Below are 25028 nucleotides of genomic sequence, written 5' to 3'. Positions count from 1 at the left end.
ACTAACAATCCGTAAGTAAAACTTATACAGATTTTACTTTTTGGACAGCCTCTTCAATTCTGTTCTTTATATCCTTATTCTTTTACCAGTTTCTCGGTTAATACCGTCTCCTCAATATTTATTTTAAGGATATAGATACCTGAATTCAGAGTATTTATGTCAATATCTTTCCTGTTGGATGCTTCTAAAACCAACTTCCCTGATGTATCAAAAATTTTCATCTGATAGCTTTTGTCGGTATTAATGAAGAGCTTGTCTTTAGCCGGATTTGGATAAAATGAGATAATCTCTTGTGCTACCTGCTCCAGTCCGGTGGCAACCACATTGATGTAACCTGATTTGGTCATGGTGTTTTGTCCCGCATCGTTTATACACGTCAAAGAAACCTGGTAAATACCCGGATTATTGTAATTAATTACCGGGTTTTGTACTGCAGAAGTTGACGGCGTTCCTCCCTGGAATGACCACTGCCATGTTTCCGGGTTGTTGATGGACTGGTCAATAAACTGAACCTGTAGAGGTGCTGCTCCTGAGATGAAATCAGCTGTAAAATTAGCCACAGGAGCCAGTTGCAGGCTTCGGGTTCCAACAGTGTAATACACCGGCCATTTGGCATCGGATACTAATATTCCGGCGTTTCCGGATGCTGAAATTTTATTTGAGGCAAGATTTATTTCTGCTACAACTTCAATATCATCTGTGGTGAGTGCAGAGTAAGCAATCTTATCATCATTTGTTGAAAATGACGGGTATCCAAGTGTTGCATTTGATACAATCATATCCAGATCGCCGGTCAAAAGATTTGCTCCCAGAACGGCATAGTCTTCGTTTACATTATCGAAATAATCAAATGCAATAATATATGGCGAGTTTTTGGAAAATACAGGATTGCCAACGCTGACGTTTTCAGGCAGGTCTCCATACAGTTTGGTAATAGTCCCGTCTCCAAAATTGTTGGTTTCATTATCCCAGACCTTTATAAATCCTATATCCCAGTAACTTATATCATCACCTGTTGATGAATTCAGTTGGTTGTAGGAATCATACATCAGATATTCTCCGGTAAAATCAAATTCAATGGCATCGGCGTAGAGTACCCCACCGGCATCTTCGCCACTGTGACTGGTTGTTGGATTATACAGATGGTACTTTGCCCACCGTGCCGCATTAAAGTCGTAAATATAAATAGCTGTGTCTATTTCAGTAGAAATAGCTGCAACGCGATTGCCGTCTTTTGACACGGCAACGTTATCCCAGAAAGCTTCCTGTGAGAGATAGTTCTCTGCCGGACTGTTCGGGTCAATACTTAAGTATTTTATATAATCGAATTTATCTACAAAAACTGCATCCACACCGTTGTCTGTTACACTGGGCTTCCCTTTCATATCAGTTGTTGTGAGGCCAATAAAGTCTTCTCCTGCTGTTGTGGTTCTATATAAAAAATATGGAAACTGTGTGTCGGTATTATAGGTTAAAAGATATTCATCTCCCTGGTTGGTGTTGTAATCCTGTTCATAATCAATTACTTCTTCTTCGTAAATACCAACAGCATCGAAAGCTTCACCGGCCTTTGTTACTTCATTCGAAGCATCACCATATAAATCTTTTGCAGACTGTATCACTGCTATTCTTAAATCAATATACTGTGATTTGCTGGTAAGGTAAGTCGTTAGTGCCCGGTAATATACCTGTTCGGCTTTATCCTTTGTAACGGCTGTGGCAAAAAGATAATAGGCATAATTTCCGATACCGCTGTTTATATGTACACCACCATTATCCTGATCGCCAAGATACATTTCTTTTAAATGATCAGGTTGCCAGTAAGGGTCGTTAAGACCTGTTCCCATGTTGTGGGGATTAGCCATGTTACGTAGCGCCCCGGATGGAGAAAAGGTTGTTTTGGTAATATCTTCTCCAATCAGCCAGTCTTCACGGTCAACCATGGCGCCGAAAATATCCGCGTAACTTTCGTTTATAGCTCCGGACTGTCCCTGGTATTCCAGGTTGGCTGTACTTGAAACAATGCCATGCCCCAGTTCATGTGCTGTAACATCGAGTGCGCCTGCCAATGGTTTAAAATTGATTCCTCCATTGCCATAGAATGCTGCTTTACCATTCCAGAATGCGTTTTCCATGGATGTGCCATCATCGTTTGTAACGTTAATAAGCGAAATAATATTTCCTCCCTGACCATTGATAGAATTTCTTCCATACGCATCTTTATAATGGCGGTATGCCGTGGTTGCGTTGTAGTGAGCCGAAATTGCTGTTGGGTTATTCCATGTGTTATTCGATGATGTAACCTGGGTATAATCGAGGTTTTGTGTCGATGTATTTTGTGCATTCAGAGTCACAATCTGACCTTCGCCTGTTTCAGTATTAAACATGGGTTCGGCAATATCCATTAGGTAATATGTTCCGTTTTCAAGATAGGTATTTACGGTGCGTTGCACATTGTTTAAATCAGTAGCTGTGGCGGTTGCAGGACCGTCAGATTTGGTATTATTATATGCTTTGACCACAGAACCATTACCGGCATCAATATAATATATCCATTCTTCAATAATATTTGGCCTGTACTCAACTTTGTAAACCAACTTGTTATCGTAAATAACAAGCTTTGGCTGAACCGGATCATACCCCAGGAATTTCCTTTGGGGTTCACTTATGGCCCGGCAAATAGTTTTGGTAGAAATATCTGATTTCACTTTTTGAACAGCCTGTTCTTCTGTGAGGGTAGAAGTGGTTTGGATATCCGGATCAACCAGGTATATCTTTCCGGTAAATAAATCCTTGTCCGACTTTATATGAAGGAAGCTTTCACCTCCCTCTACTTCTATCCCTTTATAAAGTTGTTGTGCCTTAATATGAGTGATCCCAAGTTCATCGGTTATTACGGATGTTATTTCAAGATCCTTTTCAGGGTCATGGAGCCGTGTTGTTGAAGAAACAGACGTGTGAAAGTCATAAAATTGCTGCTTCAGAGTTCTTGCACTTTTTGTCTGAAGCTCCTTTTTATCTACTTCAAAATACACTGGCAATCCCTTTGACTTTACCAGGTTTTTAATCTTGGAATTCTGTGACAATCCGGGTTGCTTCATATTTTTTGAAACAGGGAAAGCTGATGTTGAAGACAGTGGAGTGGATTTAGTTTGCGTGCCGCCATTGATGGTCGTATATTTCAGGTTTGTTGCTGTGGTGCCTGAAGTATTGCGGTTGACGGTTTTAAAGCTATGTGTCTGTTGGGCAGATATAAGTACAGAAGGGAAAAACAGAAACAGGAAAGTGTATAATTTAATCTTCATAATAAGCTAGTTTAACGTTTTTACAAGTTCAGAATAAAACTCTTTCAATACAGGATCGGATGAAGCATCGGACCAGGTTGCCTTGTTTTGGTAGTCTTTGGTAACCACTTCAATAAAGTATGTCATGTTACCTTTGGTATCATTTTGAATATGCTCAAAATCAATTTTTTTCAGGTGTTTTGAAATTCCTTTGAGTGATTTATAATCAATACGTTTGAGTTGTTCCTGCTGTTCGCCGTTCATTTTATATACGAAACCTTCAGCATTCAGCATGTAAGTATTCGTTAAGCCTGTAAATCCGCCACCGCTGCCAAATGTAATCTCTTCAAAATTATTTACGGATCCCGTTTTTTTCAGCGATGAACAGCTTGCCATTATCAGAACCAATACAAGTAAAAGATGGGCTTTCATAATATTTAGTTATAAAGATTAACAGAAAAACCGTATACAGGATCACATACTGATCCTGTACCGGTTTAAAATTTCCAGTTATAAAATTAAGGAAATAAAAGCAATAAATAACAATTTTCGGTTCGCTCAGGAAACCTTATTACGGTGTAAAATATAATCCATTACAAACCATAGCAATAAGGAAAACAGAAATATGATTATGCCGTAAATAGGTGCGATCATAGATACCTTTAAACCACCAAAAAACAGTGATTTTGATATGTCACCCACTTTTGCAATATAACTGAACGCAACATACATTCCGATTAATTGCCCTAATATTCCTGTTATCATGGCAAAAAAGCCAAATGACTTAATGTAAGACAGTCTGTGTGTAATCAGATCAGTTTTACTTTCTTTGGATTTTGTCCCAATAATAAAGTGATAGATTGCCCAGGCTATAATGATAATTAAAACAAGGGTAAGAATTCCCATAAAAAAAGCGCCGCCTTCATAAAATAGTTTCTTCATAATTTGAATTTTTTTAGTTCACTTCAAAATTAGGTTGAACCCCCAAAAACGGCAATGTCGTATCCGGTCCTAAACCTGTTGTTCAGCATTCTTAGCGCTGTTTCATTAAAAAGTGACGTCAAATTCCGTAAAAAAATTTCTATATTTAATCTTTGTTATAAGTTAAGTGTTACAACAAAAGAAATATAAAATTAGTGAGAATGAATTTATTTGACGGGGAAAAGTTTATAAAGGAACTTTATCAGGAATTTGATGTGATCGATCAAAACCTGAAATCATTTCATGATGATTTGTGTCGTGATGTTTTTGCGCTGATTAAAAAAAGTTTTTCGGATATCAGACTGACAGAAGAACTCCGATCGGCCATTGAAGATAAGATAACGGAAGTATTTTTTTCTACCCAAAGTGTGATTGATAAAGATAACACATATGCTGAATACCGGATAAATGAAGAACTGCATAGAATGAGAAGTCTGATTGAAAAGAGAGAAAGGGAAAGCATGAACCCGGAATTTGATGCAAAGTTGCTTTATTTTGTTAAATACCATATTGTTGAACACTTTAGTGCCGTTTATAATCTCTCATCAGAAGGTTTTTTGTTGCTTGACTTATATGTGAAGTATCACTTTCAGGACTTACGGCAATTCAACAACAATTTATAGTAACAGAAGTTTTATTTCAGAAGTCAGCAAATGGCAGTTAAATTTACTAAACCGGTGTGGCATATTATTTTCTGGATAATTGTCGTATTGTTTTTAACGTTGGTGTTTGGGGTTTCGTGGGGGAATAAACTGCATGCGTTTTTCTTTACCATTTCGTTGTTGCCTGTTATCATGGGAACGTCGTATTTTTTTAACTATGTACTGGTTCCTAAGTTTCTGCTTCAAAAAAAATATTTCAAATTCGGACTTTACTTTTTTTATACGCTGGTTGTTTCATTATATCTGGAGCTGATGGTTCTGATGTGGGCTTTTATTTACCTGGCTAAATTTAATTACAGTGAGATAGGCCCTAATGCTTCTGATGGTATTACGCTTGGCGTGATTTTATATGTTATAGTGTTTATTGGTTCATTTACATTAATGGTAAAACAGCTGGCAGATAATCACAAGGAGCTGCTCATTTTAAGAGAGGAGGTGGCAAAAAGAGAAGCTGGTGTTCTTGAAGTTATGTCCAACAGAAAACTTACCCGGATTCCGTTGAACGATATTCTGTTTATTGAAAGTTTATCAGATTTTGTTAAAATACACACGCAGGGAGAGGAGGTAGCGAGTAAAGAGAAAATCAGTTCTCTGGAAGAACGGTTACCGGATTATTTTCTCAGGATCCATCGTTCGTTTTTAATCAATACGGATAAAATTAGCCGTTTGAGCAATAATGAAATTGAGATTGATAAATTTACCCTCAACATTGGGCGCAGCTACAAAAAGGATGTAGTTGAAAGCTTAAAGCCTGCAAATCAGTCCTGATAATCCGGTGTGTACACCAGTTCAACAACTCCGGATGTAAATTTATTCTGCCGGATAAGTCTGAGTTGCATTTCATGCGGCAGACCTTCGAACAGTTCAATGCCTTCCGAAAGCACATATGGCATTATGAAGACTCTGATCTCATCTATTAATCTGTTGTTCCAGAAAAGCGTATTGACCTGTCCACCTCCTATTAACCATATGTTTTTACCTTCGCCTGATTTCAGGATTTTTATAAAGGAAACAGGAACGTCAGAAATAAATTTCGCATACTGATCATCCGCCTTATCCCGGTTTCGGGTCAAAACGTAGTTGGTTTTATTTTTATACGGAAATTCAATATCCCAGCCTATGATCTGCCGATACGTTTTGTTACCCATTATTGTTGTATCAATGGTCTCCAAAAAACCGGCATACCCGTAATCATCCTTATCGGGATTTGGAAGATTTTCCAGCCAATCCACACTTCCGTCCTTACGTGCAATTTTGCCGTTCACACTGCAGGCTATATACAGAACGACCTTACGCATCGGTTTAAAAATCAATATTTAAAAGATCCAGTTTTGTATCCGGGTCAGTCAGTATCAATACTTCGTGCATATATGGCACCCTGTCTGAAATGTCGCCATTAACAGGCAGGAACCATGGTACTCTCCATTTTCGTGGATTATAAACCGGGTTTTTGATTAGAACAAAGCGCTTATCCAGATCGCTGAATGAATTGGGAAAGAATTTAAACGGAAGGGTTTCAAAATATTCATTGATCACCAATTCACGGGAATAGAAACAACTTTTATGATTTAAATTGAATGCTACGTCCTGACGGGCACTTTTCAGCACAAATCCATTGGCATCATTGTTAAAAGTTGCCATATTCAATTCAGACTGCAGCTCAAAATCATCGAATTTTGTCCCAGCCATAAGATACTGATCCGGAACAATATATCTTGCACCTTTCGGGCTGGCTTTCCATTCCACGTACAAAATGGCGTAGGTTTCCGGTTCAACCAGCATAAAGCCTTTCTGCAGAGCCCACGGTGCAGATTCAGTCTGATCGAACGAGATTTTGTATACAGGTTTATTCATGTACCGGGTTTTACCTTCAAGTACATAGTCATAACTTTTTAGATACTGCTGTTTCAGGAATGTAGCTCCGTTATATGCAGGATCCATGTCCTGAATATCGTAGATACTGTTAACCTTGGGTGTAAAATCTATATGATTATCGTAGTTATCAGTTTTGAACCATTGCCCCTTTAAAATCCTTGAACTGTAAATAATAGAGTTGTCCAGAATACCCGGAACGCGTATTACAACATTCATGTCAAGCAACGACTGCATCTCTTTACCCCAACCAGTTTGCTGACGGTAGGCAACCAGTCCGTATTCAGTTTTTTTCGATCGCGTTTTTAACAAATTCCTGATGGCCTGTTTTGCAATATCATTCCCATCTTCATTTGTTTGAGACAGTTTTAATGGGGCCAGCGTAACATGCGTATCATTTTCGCTTATATCAGAAGCAATTAACATTTTATCTGCTTCGCCCTTGTAGGAAATAATTACGGTATCATAATCCCTCACCAGCGCCATATCCAGATAGAAGTTGCCATCTTCATCCGTCACGTTTCCCCATTTTCTGGACAAAACTGTTACATCGGCAAACACGGCAGGTTGGTTGTCCGGTTGGCTCACATGAACCTTTATTTTTGTAGGGTTGACCCAAACGGGTTCCGGTTCTTCTTCTATTACGGGTACGTCATCAGGATTTTCGTAAAAAATAATATCATTTTCTTCTGCAGGCTTTTTTTCTGCCAATACTGGAGGAGCCAACGGCTTGTCTGATCCGAATTCCAGTCGCCCGTTACCAGGTATGCCATCTGCAGACAGGCCGGCTACATCAGCCCTAAACCTGTGTCCGCTGTCTGAATTGTAAAATTCCACGACTGCCTTACCGAATTCATCTGTTTCTATTTTAGGATTCCAGTACAGTGTTGTGCGTTCATCAGATTTAATTTTTGTATCAGGATCAGAATAATCCGGTGAATAAAATTCTTTTGTTTTACTGTACCCTGTTACTTTTAGTTTTAATATTCCCTTGTAATGAACCTGACTGTAAAGTCCACCACCATTTACGGTATAGATAGACAGTATACCTACCGGTGCAGTCAGGTTTTCAGATTGCTCGATCATCGAATTAACGTCTGAAATAGCAGATTGATCATCTCCGATCTGAGTATTGTAAAACTCTGCAAGACCTTTCAAAACATTTCCGGGTTGGTCTTCCTGAGGGTAAATAAGATCGATAGAACTTACAATTATAGGATCAAGAATAATTAAATCCTGAACCTGATAGAGTCTGTGCATTTTGTTAAGCACACCATTTGCATTTGTAGATCCAACAAGTTCTCCGTCAACAAAAATAAAAAACTGATGACGTCGTCTGTCCTTTGGTGTGAATCTGATAGACGTGTCTGATGTCATGAGTACTTCGAGTCCGGGTATTGCATCTTCTATGATACTCATCAATCCCCAGTTCCAGGGTTTTTGTTCGTTGAGATCTTCAAGTTGTCTTTTCCCAACGGTTTGATCCGGAGCACCATATTTCTTTACCATGGCATTTTTAAAATCCTTGCCTTTAGTTCCGGTAACAGTTACCTCGTCAATAATTACATCTGTGGTATCCATGTACAATTGATTATCGGCGGCAGCGGCCAGTTCTTCTTCCAGGGTATTTCTTTTTAACAGGCCGGTATTGTAAACTCCGGAAAGATTTTCGCCTCTCAGTTCAAATGGATTTGAGACAGAGAAGTCAGCTGGTTGTGATTTATTATTGGTCTCAAGTTCCAGGAGAAAATCTTTCTTCAGGTTCATTTTGTTTTTTGTCTGTAAAACAGCACTCATTGTGTCATTAAAATCTTTCAATATAAACGAAAATTCACCATTGTCATCTGTAAATTGTGTGTATACGTTAAAACTCTTGGCAAAAAACAATGTAACATCCATGCCTGAGGGAACTTCTTTCTTTTTATTATTGTTGCGAAATAACTGACCTTTAAAGTAAAGTCCGGGTTCTTCAAGATATTCGGGCATTGGAATGGTATCCTTTAGTACTTCTTCCCATGTATAACGTCTCCATCCATTTGTCAACATCAGTAGTTCTGACATAAGATAGTTTTTGGAACCTGGTTTTAATATGTCCTTCAGGTCTTCAGGTAAACCGGGGAGCATGGAACTCAAATAGAAATTGGATACAAAATCGGGATCGCGATATAGTTCCTCGCTTAATCGATCCGCATCGGTAACAGCAAGTGAAAAAGTTCCTTTTACAGGATATCCTTCTTTGTCTTTAGCTATTAGTTCAACGGAAACTTTTCCTCTTTTATCTACTTGAAAATGTGGATTATCAATGCTGAACTGGAGCTGGTCATTCTTGCTGAGAAAAAACAGACGTTCACACACCGGACGTTTGATATGATCAAAAACCGTAAACTGAATAATACCGGTATTCAGGTCTTGTTTTGGAATAGCATACGTTTTTGTTTCCTGATTCAGGCTGTCTGAAAGTGCGTATACAGGCGAGGTATTCTGCATGGCGAGTAAAAATAAGTTTTCAAACCTGCCTGAGCTGTTAGTGATGGTTACCAGAATATTTGGAGCCTGCGGGGATGATTCAACTTTCAGATTGTATCCTGATGGCAGAATTTCAGGAAGTGGAAATTTAAGGGGATCCGGTTCATTGTCTACATTTATTTCTGCAAAATATGTTTTACCGGCTTCTGGTGTAAACATAAAGAATCCACGTCCCTTCCAAAGTGTTTGTATGGTGGAAACAATATTCCCTGTATTGTCTTTAACATAACCTGTTACTGCAATATTCAGCCCTGTATTGTCTTTGGCTTCAAACGCCACTTTGCAATTGATGCCGGATAATATTTCACCACCTTCAGGATAAAAAGTAAGTTGTAGTCCGGGCTCTTCGTTCTGTTCTTCATCATAATCAGGTGTTTCAATTGCCTCGTTTTTATTATCCCGGATATCCAGATCCTTTAAAATATCTGAAACAGTATCTTCAATTGCATATTCATTTTTCTCTTTCGAAGGCTGAGCATTCAGAATATACACCGGTTTCCGGTAGTAAAAATCAGCACCGGTATTTCGCATCCAGTTAGTATAGGCAACAAGTATATATTCGCCACTTTTATATCCTGAAGGAATATCAATTTGCCCCAAGGCCCGTCCTTTATCCAGTTTCAGTATTTTTTTTTGAACGACGCCTCCGGTTGGTTTGAGCAGATCAACATACATAACAACTTCCGTTTCATTCAGCTTTTGATTTTTTACATTCATAATAAAACCACTGAACCAAATTGTTTCGCCCGTATAGTATACCGGTTTATCTGTGTGCAGATAGGCTTTCTCCTGCCTGTAAACTGTTTGGTAGCCCATTATTTTTCTGACAAAAGCAGTGTTTGAATCTGCAATTTCTGTAGTGGCGGATATGCAGAAAACTGCAATTAGCAGGATTGCCGGAACGAGAGGGTTTTTAATCTTTAGCATTTTTCCAAAAGGTTATATTAAAGGCCTTAAATTACTAAAGTTTTTTAAAAAATGCCCTGTCGGTCAAATAAAATCAAAAAAAAGGCACCGCTGGTATTGCGATGCCCTGTTTTTAATTCTTAAACCGATGAATTATGGTTACATCTTCATAAATTTCCCTGTTGCCTTACCATTAACAAAAACAAGGTAAATACCGGAATTTAAAGCTTCAATATTCAGTTGATTATGTACATTTTCTTCGATAACCTTTGATCCGGTAAGGTCAAAGATTTCAACCTTTGCAGGGGAGTTCATCTTAAAGTAAAGGACATCTCTGGCCGGATTCGGATAGAATGCGACGGGTTGTGATGATACCTTTTGTACCGGTTGAAACTGCCCTGCTGCCATATCAATAATCATGTAGCCCAATTCATCCTGTGCCACTGATTTTGCACCGGTTGACGTTTCAGCCTGTTTAAATACACGTTTATTCAGGTTAACATCAAAGTAGCGGAGTGATGTTGTCACGTTATCATTGGCTGTCTGCAATTCGGCAAACAAAGCCGGATCGGTATAGGAATCGTCTACATTGATCTGTGCCTGTTTCAAAAGATCACCAACCATTGAAGCAGTTTTACCAACAGCTATCTTTTTCCGGTCCAGAACACCGGTACCTTCTGTTGCTGCAAAATATGCGACTGTTTCTGATGAAACAGAAGCGGTCTGCGATGCTTCTTTCTGAATACATACCTGGAATCCTGTTGTGGTTACATCTTTAATTCTGACCTTTGTAGGGAAAGATGTAACATCGGTAAGCTGTGTGACAAATACAATCGGTTTGGTATCAAACGGAACGGTAAAATTCACTTGCTTCCATGATCCATTTACAGATGAAACCTTTTTTACTTCGGCTGTAATACCGTCCATATCGTAGTTTCCGTCCGGTAAAGCGAGGAAAGATATGGATTCCGGCTTGTTTTGAATATCCAGATTATCTCCAGCCTGAAATGCCCAGGTCTCGACACGCATATCTACTTTACTGTCATCCAGTTTGCTGATTCTTTTTGTGAGCTGTGGTTTGCTGTTTCTATATGAAATTGGTCCCAGAATAATAGACGGATCATTTGTAAACGAATGCGGAAATACACAGGCCTGATCATCAAAATTTGAAACCATAAATTTAGCAACCTGAATAGAATCAGCGCCGGATGTTACGGAAACCGATCCAATTTGTGAATATACAGTTGTACCGCCGGCAAGCGTACTTTTAATCCGGTACTGGACTGTTCCCTGAACGCCTTCCTGGTAGGGATCCTGATACACTGTGATTGTCGTGTTGGTTGTACTGAAAACTTCTTCGAAATCACCATCATTCACCCTTCTTTCCACTACAATTCTGTTAGTCAGTTCCTTGTTAGGATCAACCCATTGAATTAAATGTTTTTTAACCGAGGGAACAGAAGTGACTAATTTAATGTAAGGAGTCTGAGCATTCCAGTGTGGGATAACTTCATTTTTATGAGTGAACGCAATTTCTGAAGGATTATCGTAGTAATATTGTCCAGCCAGTGTCAGTCCGCCGTTTAAAACCATTGCACGGCAATCCTGAACCCAGTCGTAAATAAAGTAGCGTTCCACAAAACTTGCAGTATCCAGAACCTGCAGTATAGCTTTCATATCATTTAGCTGTTTGGCAGCATTTGCAGGATTATATTCCCTGTTTCCTGCCGGCCAGCTTTCATTGGTCCAGTTGGCACCATTATTCCATTCTGTGATCCATATAGGCCGACCAGTTCTGTCATGTATATACTTAAGATCGTTATACCACTGCTGTGCGGATTTAGCCCAGTAACAATGCAGTGCAACAAAATCGACCCTGTAATTCAGTTCATCACATTTTGCAATAAAATCGAACAGGTTACCGCCTCCATCCGGCGCTCCGTTCCATTCGGAAGACCATGCAGGTGACCCCAATCTTAATCCCGATTTCATAAAATTTGGCCACTGATCAATCATGGCATCAAATGAAATATTGGCCTGATCCGGTCTGTCAGGTTCATTGAATCCGAGCAGATGACTTATGTTTGGTTTGTTGTTAATTGCATCCCATGATGGCCATCCTCCGTTTTGGCGTATCGCAGCATATTCATAGTTATACGAAGAATTACCGCCGATATTCCAATCGTAATATGCCGTTGAATTAATGTCTTCAGGACTCCAGCCCGCTTTGCCCTTTTTGGTTACCCACTGGTGTTTGAACACACGGATAAAGGAAACTTTGCCCGATAACAGTGCAGGCATGTTAATTTCAAGATCGCGGTTATCAGCAATGAAAACACGGCTGTATCCTGAACCATCGTTGGTGTTGGCAAAGGTGGCCATATAGCCCCTCTTAAGTTTAAAAGACCTAATGGCATTATCGAAAGTTCCAAGATTTGTATAATACGTTTGAACAGCATAAGAATTTTCTTCTCCTCCAAAATCAGATTCTGTAAAAACGGTTAAAGGTTTAAATCCAGATCCGTGAGGCATGATTACGGTGCCCAGTTTATAAATAGCCACACGTCCGTTTGTGCCATCAGTTAGAGTACTTCCGTTAATTTTTATGGAAGTTCTGTATTTGGCTACCACATCGGCAGGACGCATATTGTCAAAAAATAACCAGGCGTCTACATTGGTAAGATCAACAGTACTATTGGTTAAGGCATTCTTAGAATTTGTTATATGATATTCTACAGCCACGCTCAATACAATATCCTGTTCCAGAAGAGAATCAACGGTCTGTACATCAACAGCATGCGCACTTGTTATTACGAAAATCATCAGGATTGCCGATATCAAAGAAGCTCTTCTAAAGAACTGATTTTTTCTGAGCGACTTAAAATAAAAAGTAGTTTTAAAAGTGTTTAAATTATTCATGTTGCGGATTTAAAATTCTCATGCAAAAATATTTATTAATTCTGTATGGCCCCCAAACCGATGTGCAAGATACTGCAACAAATTTCATACCAGGGGTTATAAAATCAAAATAGAGTGTAAATTTTTCGACAGCCATCTTTGGCACATAAATTACGCTATACAAAATGACAGGAATTGCATTTGTTGCATTTTAAGTTTTACTTTTGCACAGGTAATACAATCATACTTTTTTAATGAAATATTTATATCTGTTCGGTCTTATTATTTTGTTGGTTGCTTGTACATGTAATCGTAAACCTGCGTCTGAAAGAACTGGAGGAGCTGATGAATTACCTAATTTGTACGCTTCTGGTTTTAGCATCGAAAAAAATGGAGATGGTTATATTGTAACAATTAAACACCCCAATGATCATTCGGTTGTATTTCAGAAATTTGCATTTTTCCGGAACGAACCTCTTAAAGACATTAAGGATCTGGATTTTCAGATAAAGATTCCTTTGCAAAAAGTGGCGGCACTTTCAGTTACACATATCGGTTTTATAAATGCTGTAAATGCTATTAAAAGTGTAAAAGGTGTTACAGATCCTTTTAGAGTATATAATACTGACGTTAAATATGGCATTGAAAAAGGAGAGGTGCAGAATTTGGGTGAAAGCATGGTGCCGGATACTGAAAAGATTCTCGCAATGCATCCCGATGCTGTGTTTATGTCCGGGTTTCCCAACGCAAAAGAAAATAACCGGATATTGAAAGAAGCCAGAGTACCGGTTATTTACACTGTGGCCTGGACTGAAAAAACACCATTGGCTCGAGCCGAATGGATTAAGTTTTTTGGATTATTGTATGATAAAGAAGCATATGCAGATTCTGTTTTTTCTGCTGTGGTACAACATTATAAAACATTGGTGAATTATGCGGATTCTCTTGATACAAAGCCTGAGGTATTTTGCGGAAACAGTTTCAAAGGAGTCTGGTATCTGCCAGGTGGTAAAAGCTATGTGTCGGGACTGATTAAGGATGCTGGTGGAAATTATATTTTTAACACAGATACCACATCCGGAAGCATGGCCGTAAGTTTTGAGGTGGTTTATTCCGAAGCAAAAAATGCAGATTACTGGCTGAATGTACAGGAAAAAACCATGTCAGAGATGTTGTCTCATGATAAGCGCTACGGTTCATTTAGACCGGTTGAAATTGGTAATGTGTATAATCGGCAGGGACGTGGCGTTTTAAATCGGGGAAACGATTATTTTGAAACAGGAACCTGGCGACCGGATTTAGTTTTAAGCGATTTAATTCATATTTTACATCCCGAAACAGGACAGGATTCCTTAATCTTTTACAAACGGCTGGATAAATGAAACAAACTTCCCGGTTTACATTCCGATTGGTAATTGTAGTGCTACTGACCGTGGTGTTCTTTATTGCCGATTTATTAATGGGAAGTGTATCTATTCCTCTTACGGATGCCCTTAAGATCCTGTTCGGATCGGGTATGGATTCAACTCATACATACATTATTCTGGATTTCAGATTGCCTAAGGCTTTGGTGGCCATTTATGTAGGAGCAGGACTCTCAGTGTCGGGATTAATGATGCAAACGTTGTTTCGAAATCCACTGGCAGGACCATTTGTATTAGGTATCAGTTCCGGCGCGAGCCTTGGAGTTGCTTTGTATACCATGGCAGCTGGTTTGGCGTTTGGAACGGCGACTGTTTTAACGACCGGAGCACTGGGAATTGTTTTTTCGGCTATAATTGGAGCTGCGCTTGTTATGGCACTGACACTCCTGGTTTCGTTACGCGTAAACGATACGGTTTCTTTGCTTATTGTGGGTATTATGTTTGGCAGCATCACAGGGGCTATAGTCACAGTTTTACAATATTTCAGTGATCCGAATACAGTACACAATTTTTTGGTGTGGACATTCGGAAGCTTGTCGGGAATCACATGGAGTGAAGTGCGGATAATAACGGTCTGCTTTGCCATTGGAATTGTACTTGCATTTGCTCTGGTCAAGAATTTGAATGCCATGTTGTTGGGTGAAAATTATGCCCGTAGCATAGGTGTAAATAATAAACAATTACGCATTATAATTATATTGATCACAAGTTTGATTGCCGGCACTTTAACGGCTTTTGTGGGACCCATTGGTTTTATTGGAGTCGCCGTTCCGCATATGGCACGTTTCGGACTCAACAGTTCGGATCACAAAAAACTGATGCCATTAACTGCTTTGTATGGAGCATCTTTAATGCTGTTGTTTGATATTATATCACAGCTGCCGGGATTACATAATACTCTGCCTATTAATGCGGTAACCGCCTTGTTTGGGGCGCCGGTAGTTATCTGGGTCATCTTCAGAAGTAAATCAAAAAAGAGCGCATTCTGATGGTGGAATTTAAAAACATACCGTTCGATACCATTCTTCAGACGACGAATCTGAGCATCGGGTACAAAAGCCGGAGGAAAGTTCATAAGATCGTAATGTCGGATCTGAACCTGAGTATTTTCAGAGGAGAAATGATTTGCCTGATCGGACCGAATGGTGTTGGAAAATCGACACTGATCCGGACTATTTCGGGCATGCAGCCTGCCATTGAAGGTGAAACATACATCGAAAATATTCCGCTTAATGATGAAAATCTGAAACAGTTGTCGCGTATGATCAGCGTAGTGCTGACGGACCGGATCAATCCCGGACATTTTACCGTGTTTGATATGGTTGCCATGGGACGACACCCGCACACCAACTGGTTTGGTAGTCTGGGGCCTGAAGATATGGAAGCGATAGAAACCTCTCTGAAGCAGGTTGGTATGTTGAGCTTTTCGGGTCAACCCTTCGAAAACCTGAGTGACGGCGAGCGGCAACGGGTTATGATCGCCAGGGCTCTTTCGCAGGACTGTCCGTTGATTTTACTGGATGAACCAACCGCACACCTTGATTTACCCAACAGGGTGGAAATTATGAAACTGTTGCGTTCTTTAGCCAGAAGGACCAATAAATCCATTCTGATATCTACGCACGAACTGGATCTGGCGCTACAGACAGCAGACCGCGTATGGCTCATGACAGAAGAGCGCGGTGTAATTACCGGAACACCGGAAGACCTTGTGTTAAGTGGTGAGTTCGAACATGCATTCCATAACCAGTCCTTTGATTTTGAGATCAAATCAGGAACATTTAAGGTGGTCTATGAACAGAATAAATTTGTAAAACTAAAGGGTGATAATGTGCGTGTATTCTGGACGCGCAGGGCTTTGGAGCGACATGGATACCGGATTTCTGATGAGGCACCGTTTGAAGTCATTGTCAACGAGAAAGACTGGCTGGTAGAACGCGGAACGGAAAAAGTAGTATGCAATACGATTTGGGAGGTTTTGAATTCGCTGATTGCCTGATCTTACATTTGTGCTATCTTTGTTGTATATGCAGAATCCAAACGATGAAATAAGGTTTACCGGACAACGGGAACGGTTGGTGCGTGAACTGGAGCGGAAAGGAATAACGGATGTTTCTGTTTTAAATGCCATAAATAAAGTTCCCCGGCATAAATTTTTCAGACCTGATTTACTCTCATTTGCTTATTACGATAATGCCTATCCGATTGGAGCGGGACAAACCATATCTCAGCCTTATACTGTAGCTTATCAGACTGCCTTACTCAAAGTGGACAAAGGTTTAAAGGTGCTGGAAATAGGAACCGGTTCCGGATATCAGGCGGCAGTGTTATGTGAAATGGGCGCTACCGTATATAGCATTGAACGTCAGAAAAGTCTCTACTCGGTTACACCTGTTCTGCTGAAAAGACTGGGATACTATCCCAAGCTGGTTTATGGTGATGGGTTTGAAGGGATTCCGGAAGAGGCACCGTTTGACCGGATATTGATAACGGCAGCAGCACCTGAGGTTCCTCAGAAATTGCTGAAACAACTGAATGTGGGTGGGCTGATGGTTGTGCCGGTTGGAGGTGAACCGCAGATAATGATGCGGATTACACGGATCAGTGATACGGATTTTGAGATGGAAAAATTTGGTGTATTTACATTCGTGCCGATGCTGAAAGGGGTTGAATAAGACACAAGAACCAAGAATCAAGATATAAGACAGATTAAATAACTAAAGAATAGATAAATGAAGAATGGTTTTTATATTGTACAGCGATAATCTGCTTTTCAATCTGCGGTCCCGATAGCTATCGGGACTGATAGAAATTGTATAAAACTTACAAAGTCTTGATTCTTGGTTCTTGATTCTAAATTCTAAATAAAACTAATATGCTAACAATTAAAACATTTATATTTAATCCCTTTCAGGAAAACACGTATGTGGTGTCGGATGAAAGCGGAGCCTGCGTTATAATTGATCCGGGATGTTCGTCGGATCGTGAAAACAGTGACATTAGTGCATACATTGAAGAAAACAAACTTAAGCCTGAAAAGGTATGGTGTACACATTTGCATGTGGATCACGTACTTGGGAATGCCTTTTTTTACGAAAAATATGGTTTAAAGCCTGAAGCTCATTTTAATGAACAGGACCTTTACAACATGGTTCAGGGGCAGGCGCAGATGTTTGGTTTGGTAATGAATGCAGAACCTCCATCCATCGGAAACTATCTGAATGAAGGTGATTTGATAAGGTTTGGAAACACGACGTTTAAAGTCTTGCTGGTGCCGGGACATTCGCCCGGAGGGCTTTGTTTTTATTCAGAAAATGATAAGGTGGTATTTGCCGGCGATTGCCTGTTTAGTGGCAGCATTGGACGAACAGATCTCTGGGGAGGTGATCACGACCAGTTGATTAGCAGAATTAAGTCCGAGCTACTGACTTTACCCGATGAAACCGTTGTATATTCCGGTCACGGCCCGAAGACCACGATAGGAGAGGAGAAACAAGATAATCCGTTTATAAATTAGTGGAAGTGCAACTTTAAGTCGCAGCCACTTCTGACCTACTATTTTACAGAGGTATTGCTTTGGGCAAAATAATATTTTTAAAAGTTGAGTCTTCTGTTTTGAGAAAATTTACAAGATCTATCTTTTGCCAGCCGAAGCGTTTATAAAACTCAACTCTGAACTGACGCAAGTGTTTTTTTTCAATTTTCTGTTCTGATAATATGAGCAAATCAATATCACCACCTTTTGCTTCATCATTAACCCGTGAACCGAATAGATAGATGTCAGACCCGGGAAAGAGGGACTGTGAAGTTTCCCGGATATACGTTAATATTTCAGGTTTTAACCGCATAAAACAAAGATAATAACTTTATTGAAAAATGTTAAAGCACGAAGTAATATATGGGAAAAGCGTGGGCATTAATAATGAAAATTAAATATAATTCGCAATACAATAATTTGAATATAAATTTAGTTCTATTTGTACTTAGATACCTGAATTGATACTGAAAAGAATTATTGACTATATGAACCTAAAAAAATATTATCTGATAGCTTTAATGCTACTTGGACTTTTATCAGCAAGTTGCCGCAAACTTGTTACCGATGAACTCCCTGATATGGAAGCCCGGCCGGTGATCAATTCTTTTTTTAGAAGTGACGAACCGATAAAAATTCAACTGTCCTTAACTTCCGGTTTCAACTATGAAGAACTGAAATTGATTGATAGTGCCCTTGTTTACCTTGAAGAAAACGGAACTATAAAAGATACGCTTACATGTTTCGGAGATGGAATTTATACATCTGATTTTATCCCTGTAGCAAATAACAGGTACCGGTGTTTGGCAAATTATAAGGATATGGCTGTTGCAGTTGCAGAATGCCGTATGCCGGTAAAACAGGAGATTATTAGTATCACTCAGGTTGATAATGCCGGGATTGACAAGGAAGGGATCAGTTATCCGGCCATACATTTGGAGTTTACAAACGATCCTTCGGAATTATTGTATTTCGAGGTTGTTGTTAAGCTTATCAGGGAGTACAATAATTACGTATGGAATGAAGAAAATGGAAATTTGGATAAATCAACTGATACGTTAATTGACATTCCTGCACTGATTAATATTACTGATCCGCTGATATTGAACGAAGGTTTACCTTTGCCGGTATTTAGCAACGAATTAATTGAAGGCAGTTCCTATACCATGACATTAAATTACACGACAGGTTCATATTCAGAGGATAATACCGGCAAACATACCCATCTTTATCCCGTAGTAGTAGAACTTAGAAGCATTAGTTATGAATATTACCGGTTTGTAAAGCAGTTATATTTATACGAGCAAGGCCGTTACCCAAATGTTTTTGGAGATGTGCTAAGAAGTTTTCGGTTGTACTCCAATGTTGAAAACGGATATGGCATTTTTGCGGCTTACAGCACCTGCATTTCAGATACAATTATACCCGAATCTGTTAATAATTAATTCCTATGCTTAGAAAAGTGTTTGCGATAAGTATTGTTCTTATTCCGATCTTAAGTTTATCGCAGATAAGGGTTTCAGGATATGTAAGAGATAACATTTCCAAAGAGCTGTTGATTGGGGCCAATGTGTATGATATTTCTGCTAATAACGGTACAATTACAAATCTGGAAGGTTACTTTTCATTTTTTGCAAATTCGGGTGATACTTTAAAAATATCTTATATCGGTTATCAGGACACAACGGTTATTTTATCAGAAAACTTATCAGGTGTGCTAACCATTAAATTAAAGAAAGGCTACAGCCTGGATGCCTTTAATGTATTTTCAACACGGTGGCAAAATTTTAACTCCGAAAGGTTTTCATCGCGGCAGTTAGAACAGATGCCTTCTTTGGGTAGCAAACCTGACGTGTTAAAATCCATTCAGAATTTGCCTGGTATCAGCACGCAGAACGAAGGTTCCGGATCTATACTCGTTCGTGGAGGAAGCCCGGGACAAAACCTTTATTTGCTCGATAATGTTCCTCTGATTTATGTGTATCATCTGGGGGGCTTTATGTCGGTGTTTAATCCGGATATTATAAATGGACTGGAATTGTATAAATCCGGGTTTCCGGCTAAGTATGGCGGGAAATTATCTTCCATTATCAATATTTCGCAGAAAGAAGGGAATATGGATAAACAGCGCGGAAATGTAAGCATCGGGTTAACAGATCTCTCGTTTGCGGTAGAGGGGCCGTTAAACAGGAATAAGAATATAAGCTACATCTTAACAGGACGAAAAACTATGACGGAACCTCTTATGATGCTCGCTTCTTATTTGTCCGGTGGAGGAGATTATTTGACGTTTTACGGTTTTCATGATTTAAATGGAAAGGTGACTTTTAAAAAGGACCCGAATAATTCATTTTATCTGAACCTGTATTACGGTGATGACTACCTGTCGTTTGTTTCGTATGGTTCAGAAAGAAGCAAGTACAACAATACATGGGGCAACTGGTTAATATCGTCGCGGTGGAAACACAATTTTAATTCAGGGATGACTGTGTCAAATATTCTGTCGTACAATAACTACAGAACCAGAAACATAGTAAAACAAACCTTACTTGATGCAGAAGATCAGCTTACAAAATACCGGAGTAAGATAAATAATATGATGTTCGTATCCGACTGGAACGTAGCCTTATTTAAAGGTTGGGCTATTAATTATGGGTTACAGTCTGATTTATGGTTTCAAATTCCCAATGAATATATTACAACCGAAGGAACTACAATTGATGAAAGAACTTTGGTGTCAAACGATTTGGCAGTGTATGTTGACAATAAAGTTTCGGTTCATAAACGTCTGGAATTTAATTTGGGCGGAAGGTTAATGAATTACACAACCAATGGATTCATGAAAACTTTTATAGAGCCGCGTTTACAACTGAACTATAAACCAGCCTCAAAACTTTTGTTTAATTTTGGGTACATGGCTGTTCATCAGGGATCGCACCTGCTAAGTACACAAGGTGATATTATGCACAATGAAGTATGGGTGGCAGCAGACAATGATATTCCATTATCTGTTTCTGATCAGTATTCTGCCGGTTGGAAATATTTATTTCAAGAAAACACCTATGAATTCAAAATGGATGTATATCATAAAAAAATGAGCGACCTTGTTGAGTTCCGGGAAGGGTATTCGTTTATGCCCGGTGATATAAACTGGCGAAAAAAGGTTGAAACGGGTGGTGAGGGGAAATCTGACGGAATAGAAGTGAGTTTGAAAAAGCAGCAGGGTAGATTAACCGGATCAGTTTCATATGACTATTCTAAAACAACCCGAAAATTTTCAGGTATAAACAAAGGGAACGAGTATGTATTTGACTATGACCGGCCTCATAATGTATCTGTTTTATTGAATTATAAACTGACCGATAAGCTGGATTTGAATGCACTTTGGGTGTATCACACCGGATTGCCCTACACACCCGTAATTGGCAGGCAGCTTGTACAAAATCCTCAGGATGAAGGTAAAACATATTATGAAGCGCTGATTTACGGCGAACGGAATTCTGCACGAATGCAGGATTACCATCGTTTGGATTTAAGTTTGAACTACAAAACAGTAACTAAAAGGGGAAATAAAGCAGTCTGGACATTTTCTGTTTATAATGCTTATGCACGTCAAAATGCATATTATTACTATTACAACGATGATGCTTCGGGAGAGATTTATCATCCGGAATATTGGGATAATTATGAGAACCTGAAAATGTATAAAATAAGTTATTTCCCGTTTATCCCTTCCGTTTCGTATAAAGTGTATTTTGGTGACAGGGATAATGATATAAGAATTAGATTCAGGAAAAACAGAGAACAGAAAAAAGAAAATCGAAAAAAACTTAACCGGTGGCTGTATTATGAAGACTAAAATCATTTTAATCATACTGTCCTGTATAAGCTTAAATATAATAGCACAGGAAACAGACTTTCAGAAATTGAATTTAAAAATGTATTATTCCCCAATACTTTACGGTAAAAACCCAAGAAGAAACTTTTATTATAATTTATGGGGTATTAATCCGAATTTTAGGATGACAGAATTGTGGGAAGTTGGATGCTACGCTAATTACACCAGAATTAATGTTTTGACAGAATATACCTTCGACGAAGAAACAGGTACGGGTTACGGAATTGGGACTTTATCGCCGGTATTATTCTTTGGTCTTAATGGGAATTTTCATGTTCTGCCTTTATTTATGAATACGAGGAACTTTCGGTATGATCTGTATTTAACCGGTAAAATAGGAGGATTTCACGTTGCAGAGCAAAATGTATCATATTCTAAAGCAATCAATCCTGAATATAGCATCGGGGCTGGTTTTTCAGTCAACCTGTCAAAGCACTTCGGAATTTTTGCTGAGTATGATTATGGGAAATTCATTACGTATAACCACCGATGGGAATACGGTATTGAGATCATGTTTTAAAAGTTAGTGGGAGTGAGATCTAAGAGATTGATCCGATGACTCAACGTCATCGGATCAATAGTTTTTATAACTTAAATGCCTCTTTTATGGCATCCACATAGTCAAGTTTTTCCCAGGTAAACAGTTCCACTTCTGTTTCCAGTTCTCCTGAATAAGGTGAGCTGAATTTTTTGCGAACCATCTCCGGTTTACGTCCCATGTGACCATAAGCTGCTGTTTCCAGATAAATAGGGTTACGCAGTTTAAGCCTTGTTTCAATTCCGTTTGGCGTCAGGTCGAAAATCTCAGACACTTTATTGGCAATGGCAGCATCACCTAAATCAATGTTGGACGAACCATAAGTGTCCACAAAAACACTGATTGGCTCTGCCACACCGATGGCATACGACAACTGAACCAGAACCTCATCTGCTACTCCTGCTGCTACAATATTTTTAGCAATATGGCGCGCTGCATAAGCTGCAGAACGGTCTACTTTTGAAGGATCTTTACCGGAAAAAGCACCACCACCGTGAGCACCTTTACCGCCGTAAGTATCCACAATAATTTTACGTCCCGTTAAACCTGTATCGCCGTGAGGTCCGCCAATAACGAATTTCCCGGTTGGGTTCACATGGTAAATAATTGCTTCATCGAACAATGCCTTAACACGTTCAGGAAGGTGTGATTTCACTCTTGGGATCAAAATATTGATCACGTCGTTTTTTATTTTAGCCACCATGTCTTCGTCAGCCTTCAGCTGAGCATCCGGCGATGAGGGCGTAATAAACTCATCATGCTGTGTTGATACCACAATAGTATGAATACGTTCAGGAGCGCCATTGTCATCATACTGGATGGTTACCTGTGATTTGGAATCCGGACGAAGATAAGTCATCTCTTTTCCTTCGCGGCGGATATCAGCCAGTTCTTTGAGCAACAAATGTGATAATTCCAACGATATTGGCATGTAATTATCTGTCTCTCTGCTGGCGTATCCAAACATCATTCCCTGGTCACCTGCACCCTGTGTTTTGGGGTCCTCGCGGTCAACACCTCTGTTTATATCAGCAGATTGTTCATGGATGGCATTCAGAACACCACAGGAGTCTCCTTCAAAACGGTATTCCCCTTTTGTGTAGCCAATTTTATTAATCACCTTTCGTGCAATCTCCTGAACATCCACGTAGGTTTGAGATTTTACCTCACCGGCAAGAACAACCTGTCCGGTAGTTACCAATGTTTCGCAAGCAACTTTCGACCTCTTGTCGAAAGCCAGAAATTCGTCGAGCAGAGCATCTGAAATCTGATCGGCAACCTTATCAGGATGGCCTTCAGATACGGACTCTGATGTAAATAAATATCCCATGATTTAAGATTTAAACTTTAAACATTTGTGGATGATTTGTCAGGCAAGGCTTATAAATGCAGATTCTTTTTAGCATTTTTTTATGTGGTTGCAAGCAGCCAAATCTTTCCACGATTACGGCTGCAAATATATATATTTTTCAGACTCATCTGTAATTTTTAACCATTTTAAATAGTTTTAATACACAATATCAGGCTGGAATCTATACGTTGAAGGAATAATTAATATTGGGAGGATTCATAATTTATGTTAGCCGATAGTATCAGAACATGAAATTCCGTTATTTTTGTGAAGATTATCCGGTTTTATGGCTAAAAAAAGGAAAAGAAAAAGTTTACGTCAAAAGTACCGTATTTCCATCATCAACGAGGAAACATATGATGAGGTGCAGTGGTGGAGGTTATCTCCGTTCAATATTCTCATTTTTATGTTTATTGTGTTTACAATTGTTGGAGGCGGTACCGCTGCTATGATTGTGTTCACGCCTTTAAAACAGTATATCCCGGGTTTTCCAACTGCCGAAATGCAGGAAAACATAGCAAGAAGTACAATTCTGGCTGATTCACTTGAAAACAAACTGAACCAGTATGGAAGATATTTGAACAGTATTGGTGTTATTCTTGAAGGTGATTTGCCGGAAGAAATGTTTGCCGACACAGGTTCGTCGGAGACTCATCCAACATTCATGGAACGTATGGATCTTGAACCAAGTCTGGCAGATTCGCTTTTCAGATCAGATATTGAACAACGTGAGAAATATAACCTTCAGGTTTTTAATACCGAAGAAGAAGAAAATAACGATGATGAGTTAATGCTGTATAAGCCGGTGGATGGTGTGGTAACCAACACGTTTGATCCGGAAGAGGAACATTGGGGCGTTGATCTTGCTGCAGCACCGAACGAAAAGGTAATGGCGGTGGCAGACGGAACAGTAATTTTTGCAGAATGGTCGCTGGTAACAGGTTATGTTATTCAGGTTCAACATGCCAATAACCTTATTAGTGTGTACAAACATAACAGTACTTTGCTGAAGGATGAAGGGAATAAGGTAAAAGCAGGAGAGGCCATAGCGATCATCGGTAATTCGGGAGAACTGACCACAGGACCGCATCTGCACCTGGAACTATGGAAAGATGGTAAAGCCATTGATCCGGAGAAACACATTGTATTTTAA

The 25028-nt window shown here is 39.3% G+C and carries 19 protein-coding genes; 11 read left to right on the top strand and 8 right to left on the bottom strand.

The window, feature by feature from the left end; translation table 11 throughout:
* Positions 1-74 precede the first annotated feature (74 nt).
* The 3 genes from ACE01N_RS14620 to ACE01N_RS14610 all read right to left on the bottom strand — a co-directional run bounded on the left by ACE01N_RS14620 (position 75) and on the right by ACE01N_RS14610 (position 4226).
* Positions 75-3305: a M4 family metallopeptidase gene (locus ACE01N_RS14620; protein ID WP_380590467.1), complete on the bottom strand. Its 3231-nt coding sequence runs from the start codon at positions 3303-3305 to the stop codon at positions 75-77.
* A gap of 6 nt (positions 3306-3311) precedes the next feature.
* The gene (locus ACE01N_RS14615; RefSeq protein WP_380590460.1) at positions 3312-3716 is read right to left on the bottom strand and encodes a hypothetical protein; all 405 of its coding nucleotides are present in this window, start codon (positions 3714-3716) and stop codon (positions 3312-3314) included.
* A 126-nt stretch (positions 3717-3842) separates the two neighbouring features.
* A complete protein-coding gene (locus tag ACE01N_RS14610) occupies positions 3843-4226 on the bottom strand; it encodes a MotA/TolQ/ExbB proton channel family protein (protein WP_380590457.1) in 384 nt (127 codons plus the stop codon).
* Between the two features lie 200 nt (positions 4227-4426).
* Between ACE01N_RS14610 and ACE01N_RS14605 the strand changes: the two genes are divergently transcribed.
* Positions 4427-4888 carry a hypothetical protein gene (locus tag ACE01N_RS14605; protein ID WP_380590455.1) on the top strand — a complete coding sequence of 154 codons (462 nt, stop codon included), beginning with the start codon at positions 4427-4429 and terminating at the stop codon, positions 4886-4888.
* Positions 4889-4918: 30 nt separating this feature from the next.
* Positions 4919-5695, top strand: coding sequence for a LytR/AlgR family response regulator transcription factor (locus ACE01N_RS14600; RefSeq protein ID WP_380590452.1), 777 nt, complete (start codon positions 4919-4921; stop codon positions 5693-5695).
* On the opposite strand, the gene ACE01N_RS14595 is transcribed toward ACE01N_RS14600, so the two are convergent.
* The 3 genes from ACE01N_RS14595 to ACE01N_RS14585 all read right to left on the bottom strand — a co-directional run bounded on the left by ACE01N_RS14595 (position 5686) and on the right by ACE01N_RS14585 (position 13150).
* Positions 5686-6225, bottom strand: coding sequence for a dihydrofolate reductase family protein (locus ACE01N_RS14595; RefSeq protein ID WP_380590449.1), 540 nt, complete (start codon positions 6223-6225; stop codon positions 5686-5688). The two genes, ACE01N_RS14600 and ACE01N_RS14595, sit on opposite strands and share 10 nt — an antisense overlap.
* 4 nt (positions 6226-6229) lie before the next feature.
* Positions 6230-10252 (bottom strand): hypothetical protein, encoded by a 4023-nt coding sequence (locus tag ACE01N_RS14590; protein WP_380590446.1) that lies wholly within the window; start codon positions 10250-10252, stop codon positions 6230-6232.
* 138 nt (positions 10253-10390) lie between these two features.
* Positions 10391-13150, bottom strand: a complete 2760-nt coding sequence (locus ACE01N_RS14585) for a glycosyl hydrolase (RefSeq protein ID WP_380590443.1) — start codon at positions 13148-13150, stop codon at positions 10391-10393.
* A 233-nt stretch (positions 13151-13383) separates the two neighbouring features.
* On the opposite strand from ACE01N_RS14585, the gene ACE01N_RS14580 reads away from it, so the two are divergent.
* The 5 genes from ACE01N_RS14580 (at position 13384) to ACE01N_RS14560 (ending at position 18070) form a co-directional block, all read left to right on the top strand.
* Complete coding sequence (locus ACE01N_RS14580) at positions 13384-14511, top strand: ABC transporter substrate-binding protein (protein ID WP_380590440.1); 1128 nt, start codon at positions 13384-13386, stop codon at positions 14509-14511.
* The gene (locus ACE01N_RS14575; RefSeq protein WP_380590437.1) at positions 14508-15542 is read left to right on the top strand and encodes an iron chelate uptake ABC transporter family permease subunit; all 1035 of its coding nucleotides are present in this window, start codon (positions 14508-14510) and stop codon (positions 15540-15542) included. The genes ACE01N_RS14580 and ACE01N_RS14575 overlap by 4 nt, the downstream gene beginning before the upstream one ends.
* The gene (locus tag ACE01N_RS14570; RefSeq protein WP_380590434.1) at positions 15542-16552 is read left to right on the top strand and encodes an ABC transporter ATP-binding protein; all 1011 of its coding nucleotides are present in this window, start codon (positions 15542-15544) and stop codon (positions 16550-16552) included. Before ACE01N_RS14575 ends, ACE01N_RS14570 begins: the two co-directional genes overlap by 1 nt.
* A gap of 28 nt (positions 16553-16580) precedes the next feature.
* Positions 16581-17228, top strand: coding sequence for a protein-L-isoaspartate(D-aspartate) O-methyltransferase (locus ACE01N_RS14565; protein WP_380590431.1), 648 nt, complete (start codon positions 16581-16583; stop codon positions 17226-17228).
* A gap of 200 nt (positions 17229-17428) precedes the next feature.
* A complete protein-coding gene (locus ACE01N_RS14560) occupies positions 17429-18070 on the top strand; it encodes an MBL fold metallo-hydrolase (RefSeq protein ID WP_380590428.1) in 642 nt (213 codons plus the stop codon).
* A gap of 43 nt (positions 18071-18113) precedes the next feature.
* Here ACE01N_RS14560 and ACE01N_RS14555 read toward each other — a convergent pair whose 3' ends face one another.
* Positions 18114-18401 (bottom strand): nucleotidyltransferase family protein, encoded by a 288-nt coding sequence (locus tag ACE01N_RS14555; protein ID WP_380590425.1) that lies wholly within the window; start codon positions 18399-18401, stop codon positions 18114-18116.
* 175 nt (positions 18402-18576) lie between these two features.
* Between ACE01N_RS14555 and ACE01N_RS14550 the strand changes: the two genes are divergently transcribed.
* From ACE01N_RS14550 to ACE01N_RS14540, 3 genes are read left to right on the top strand one after another with little or no spacing between them, the layout of a single operon-like run.
* Positions 18577-19533, top strand: coding sequence for a DUF4249 family protein (locus ACE01N_RS14550; protein WP_380590422.1), 957 nt, complete (start codon positions 18577-18579; stop codon positions 19531-19533).
* A 5-nt stretch (positions 19534-19538) separates the two neighbouring features.
* Entirely contained in the window at positions 19539-21947 is a 2409-nt protein-coding gene (locus tag ACE01N_RS14545; protein ID WP_380590419.1) for a TonB-dependent receptor, read from the top strand.
* On the top strand, positions 21937-22506 hold the full coding sequence (locus ACE01N_RS14540; RefSeq protein WP_380590416.1) for a hypothetical protein: 570 nt from the start codon (positions 21937-21939) through the stop codon (positions 22504-22506). The genes ACE01N_RS14545 and ACE01N_RS14540 overlap by 11 nt, the downstream gene beginning before the upstream one ends.
* A 64-nt stretch (positions 22507-22570) precedes the next feature.
* On the opposite strand, the gene metK is transcribed toward ACE01N_RS14540, so the two are convergent.
* Entirely contained in the window at positions 22571-23854 is a 1284-nt protein-coding gene (gene metK, locus ACE01N_RS14535; RefSeq protein ID WP_380590413.1) for a methionine adenosyltransferase, read from the bottom strand.
* A gap of 307 nt (positions 23855-24161) precedes the next feature.
* Between metK and ACE01N_RS14530 the strand changes: the two genes are divergently transcribed.
* Positions 24162-25028: a M23 family metallopeptidase gene (locus ACE01N_RS14530; protein WP_380590410.1), complete on the top strand. Its 867-nt coding sequence runs from the start codon at positions 24162-24164 to the stop codon at positions 25026-25028.

The sequence above is a fragment of the Quyinboa ferrireducens genome, assembly GCF_042436675.1.
Classification (GTDB): domain Bacteria; phylum Bacteroidota; class Bacteroidia; order Bacteroidales; family UBA5342; genus JBHJHP01.
This window is presented reverse-complemented; position numbering and strand designations above follow the sequence as displayed.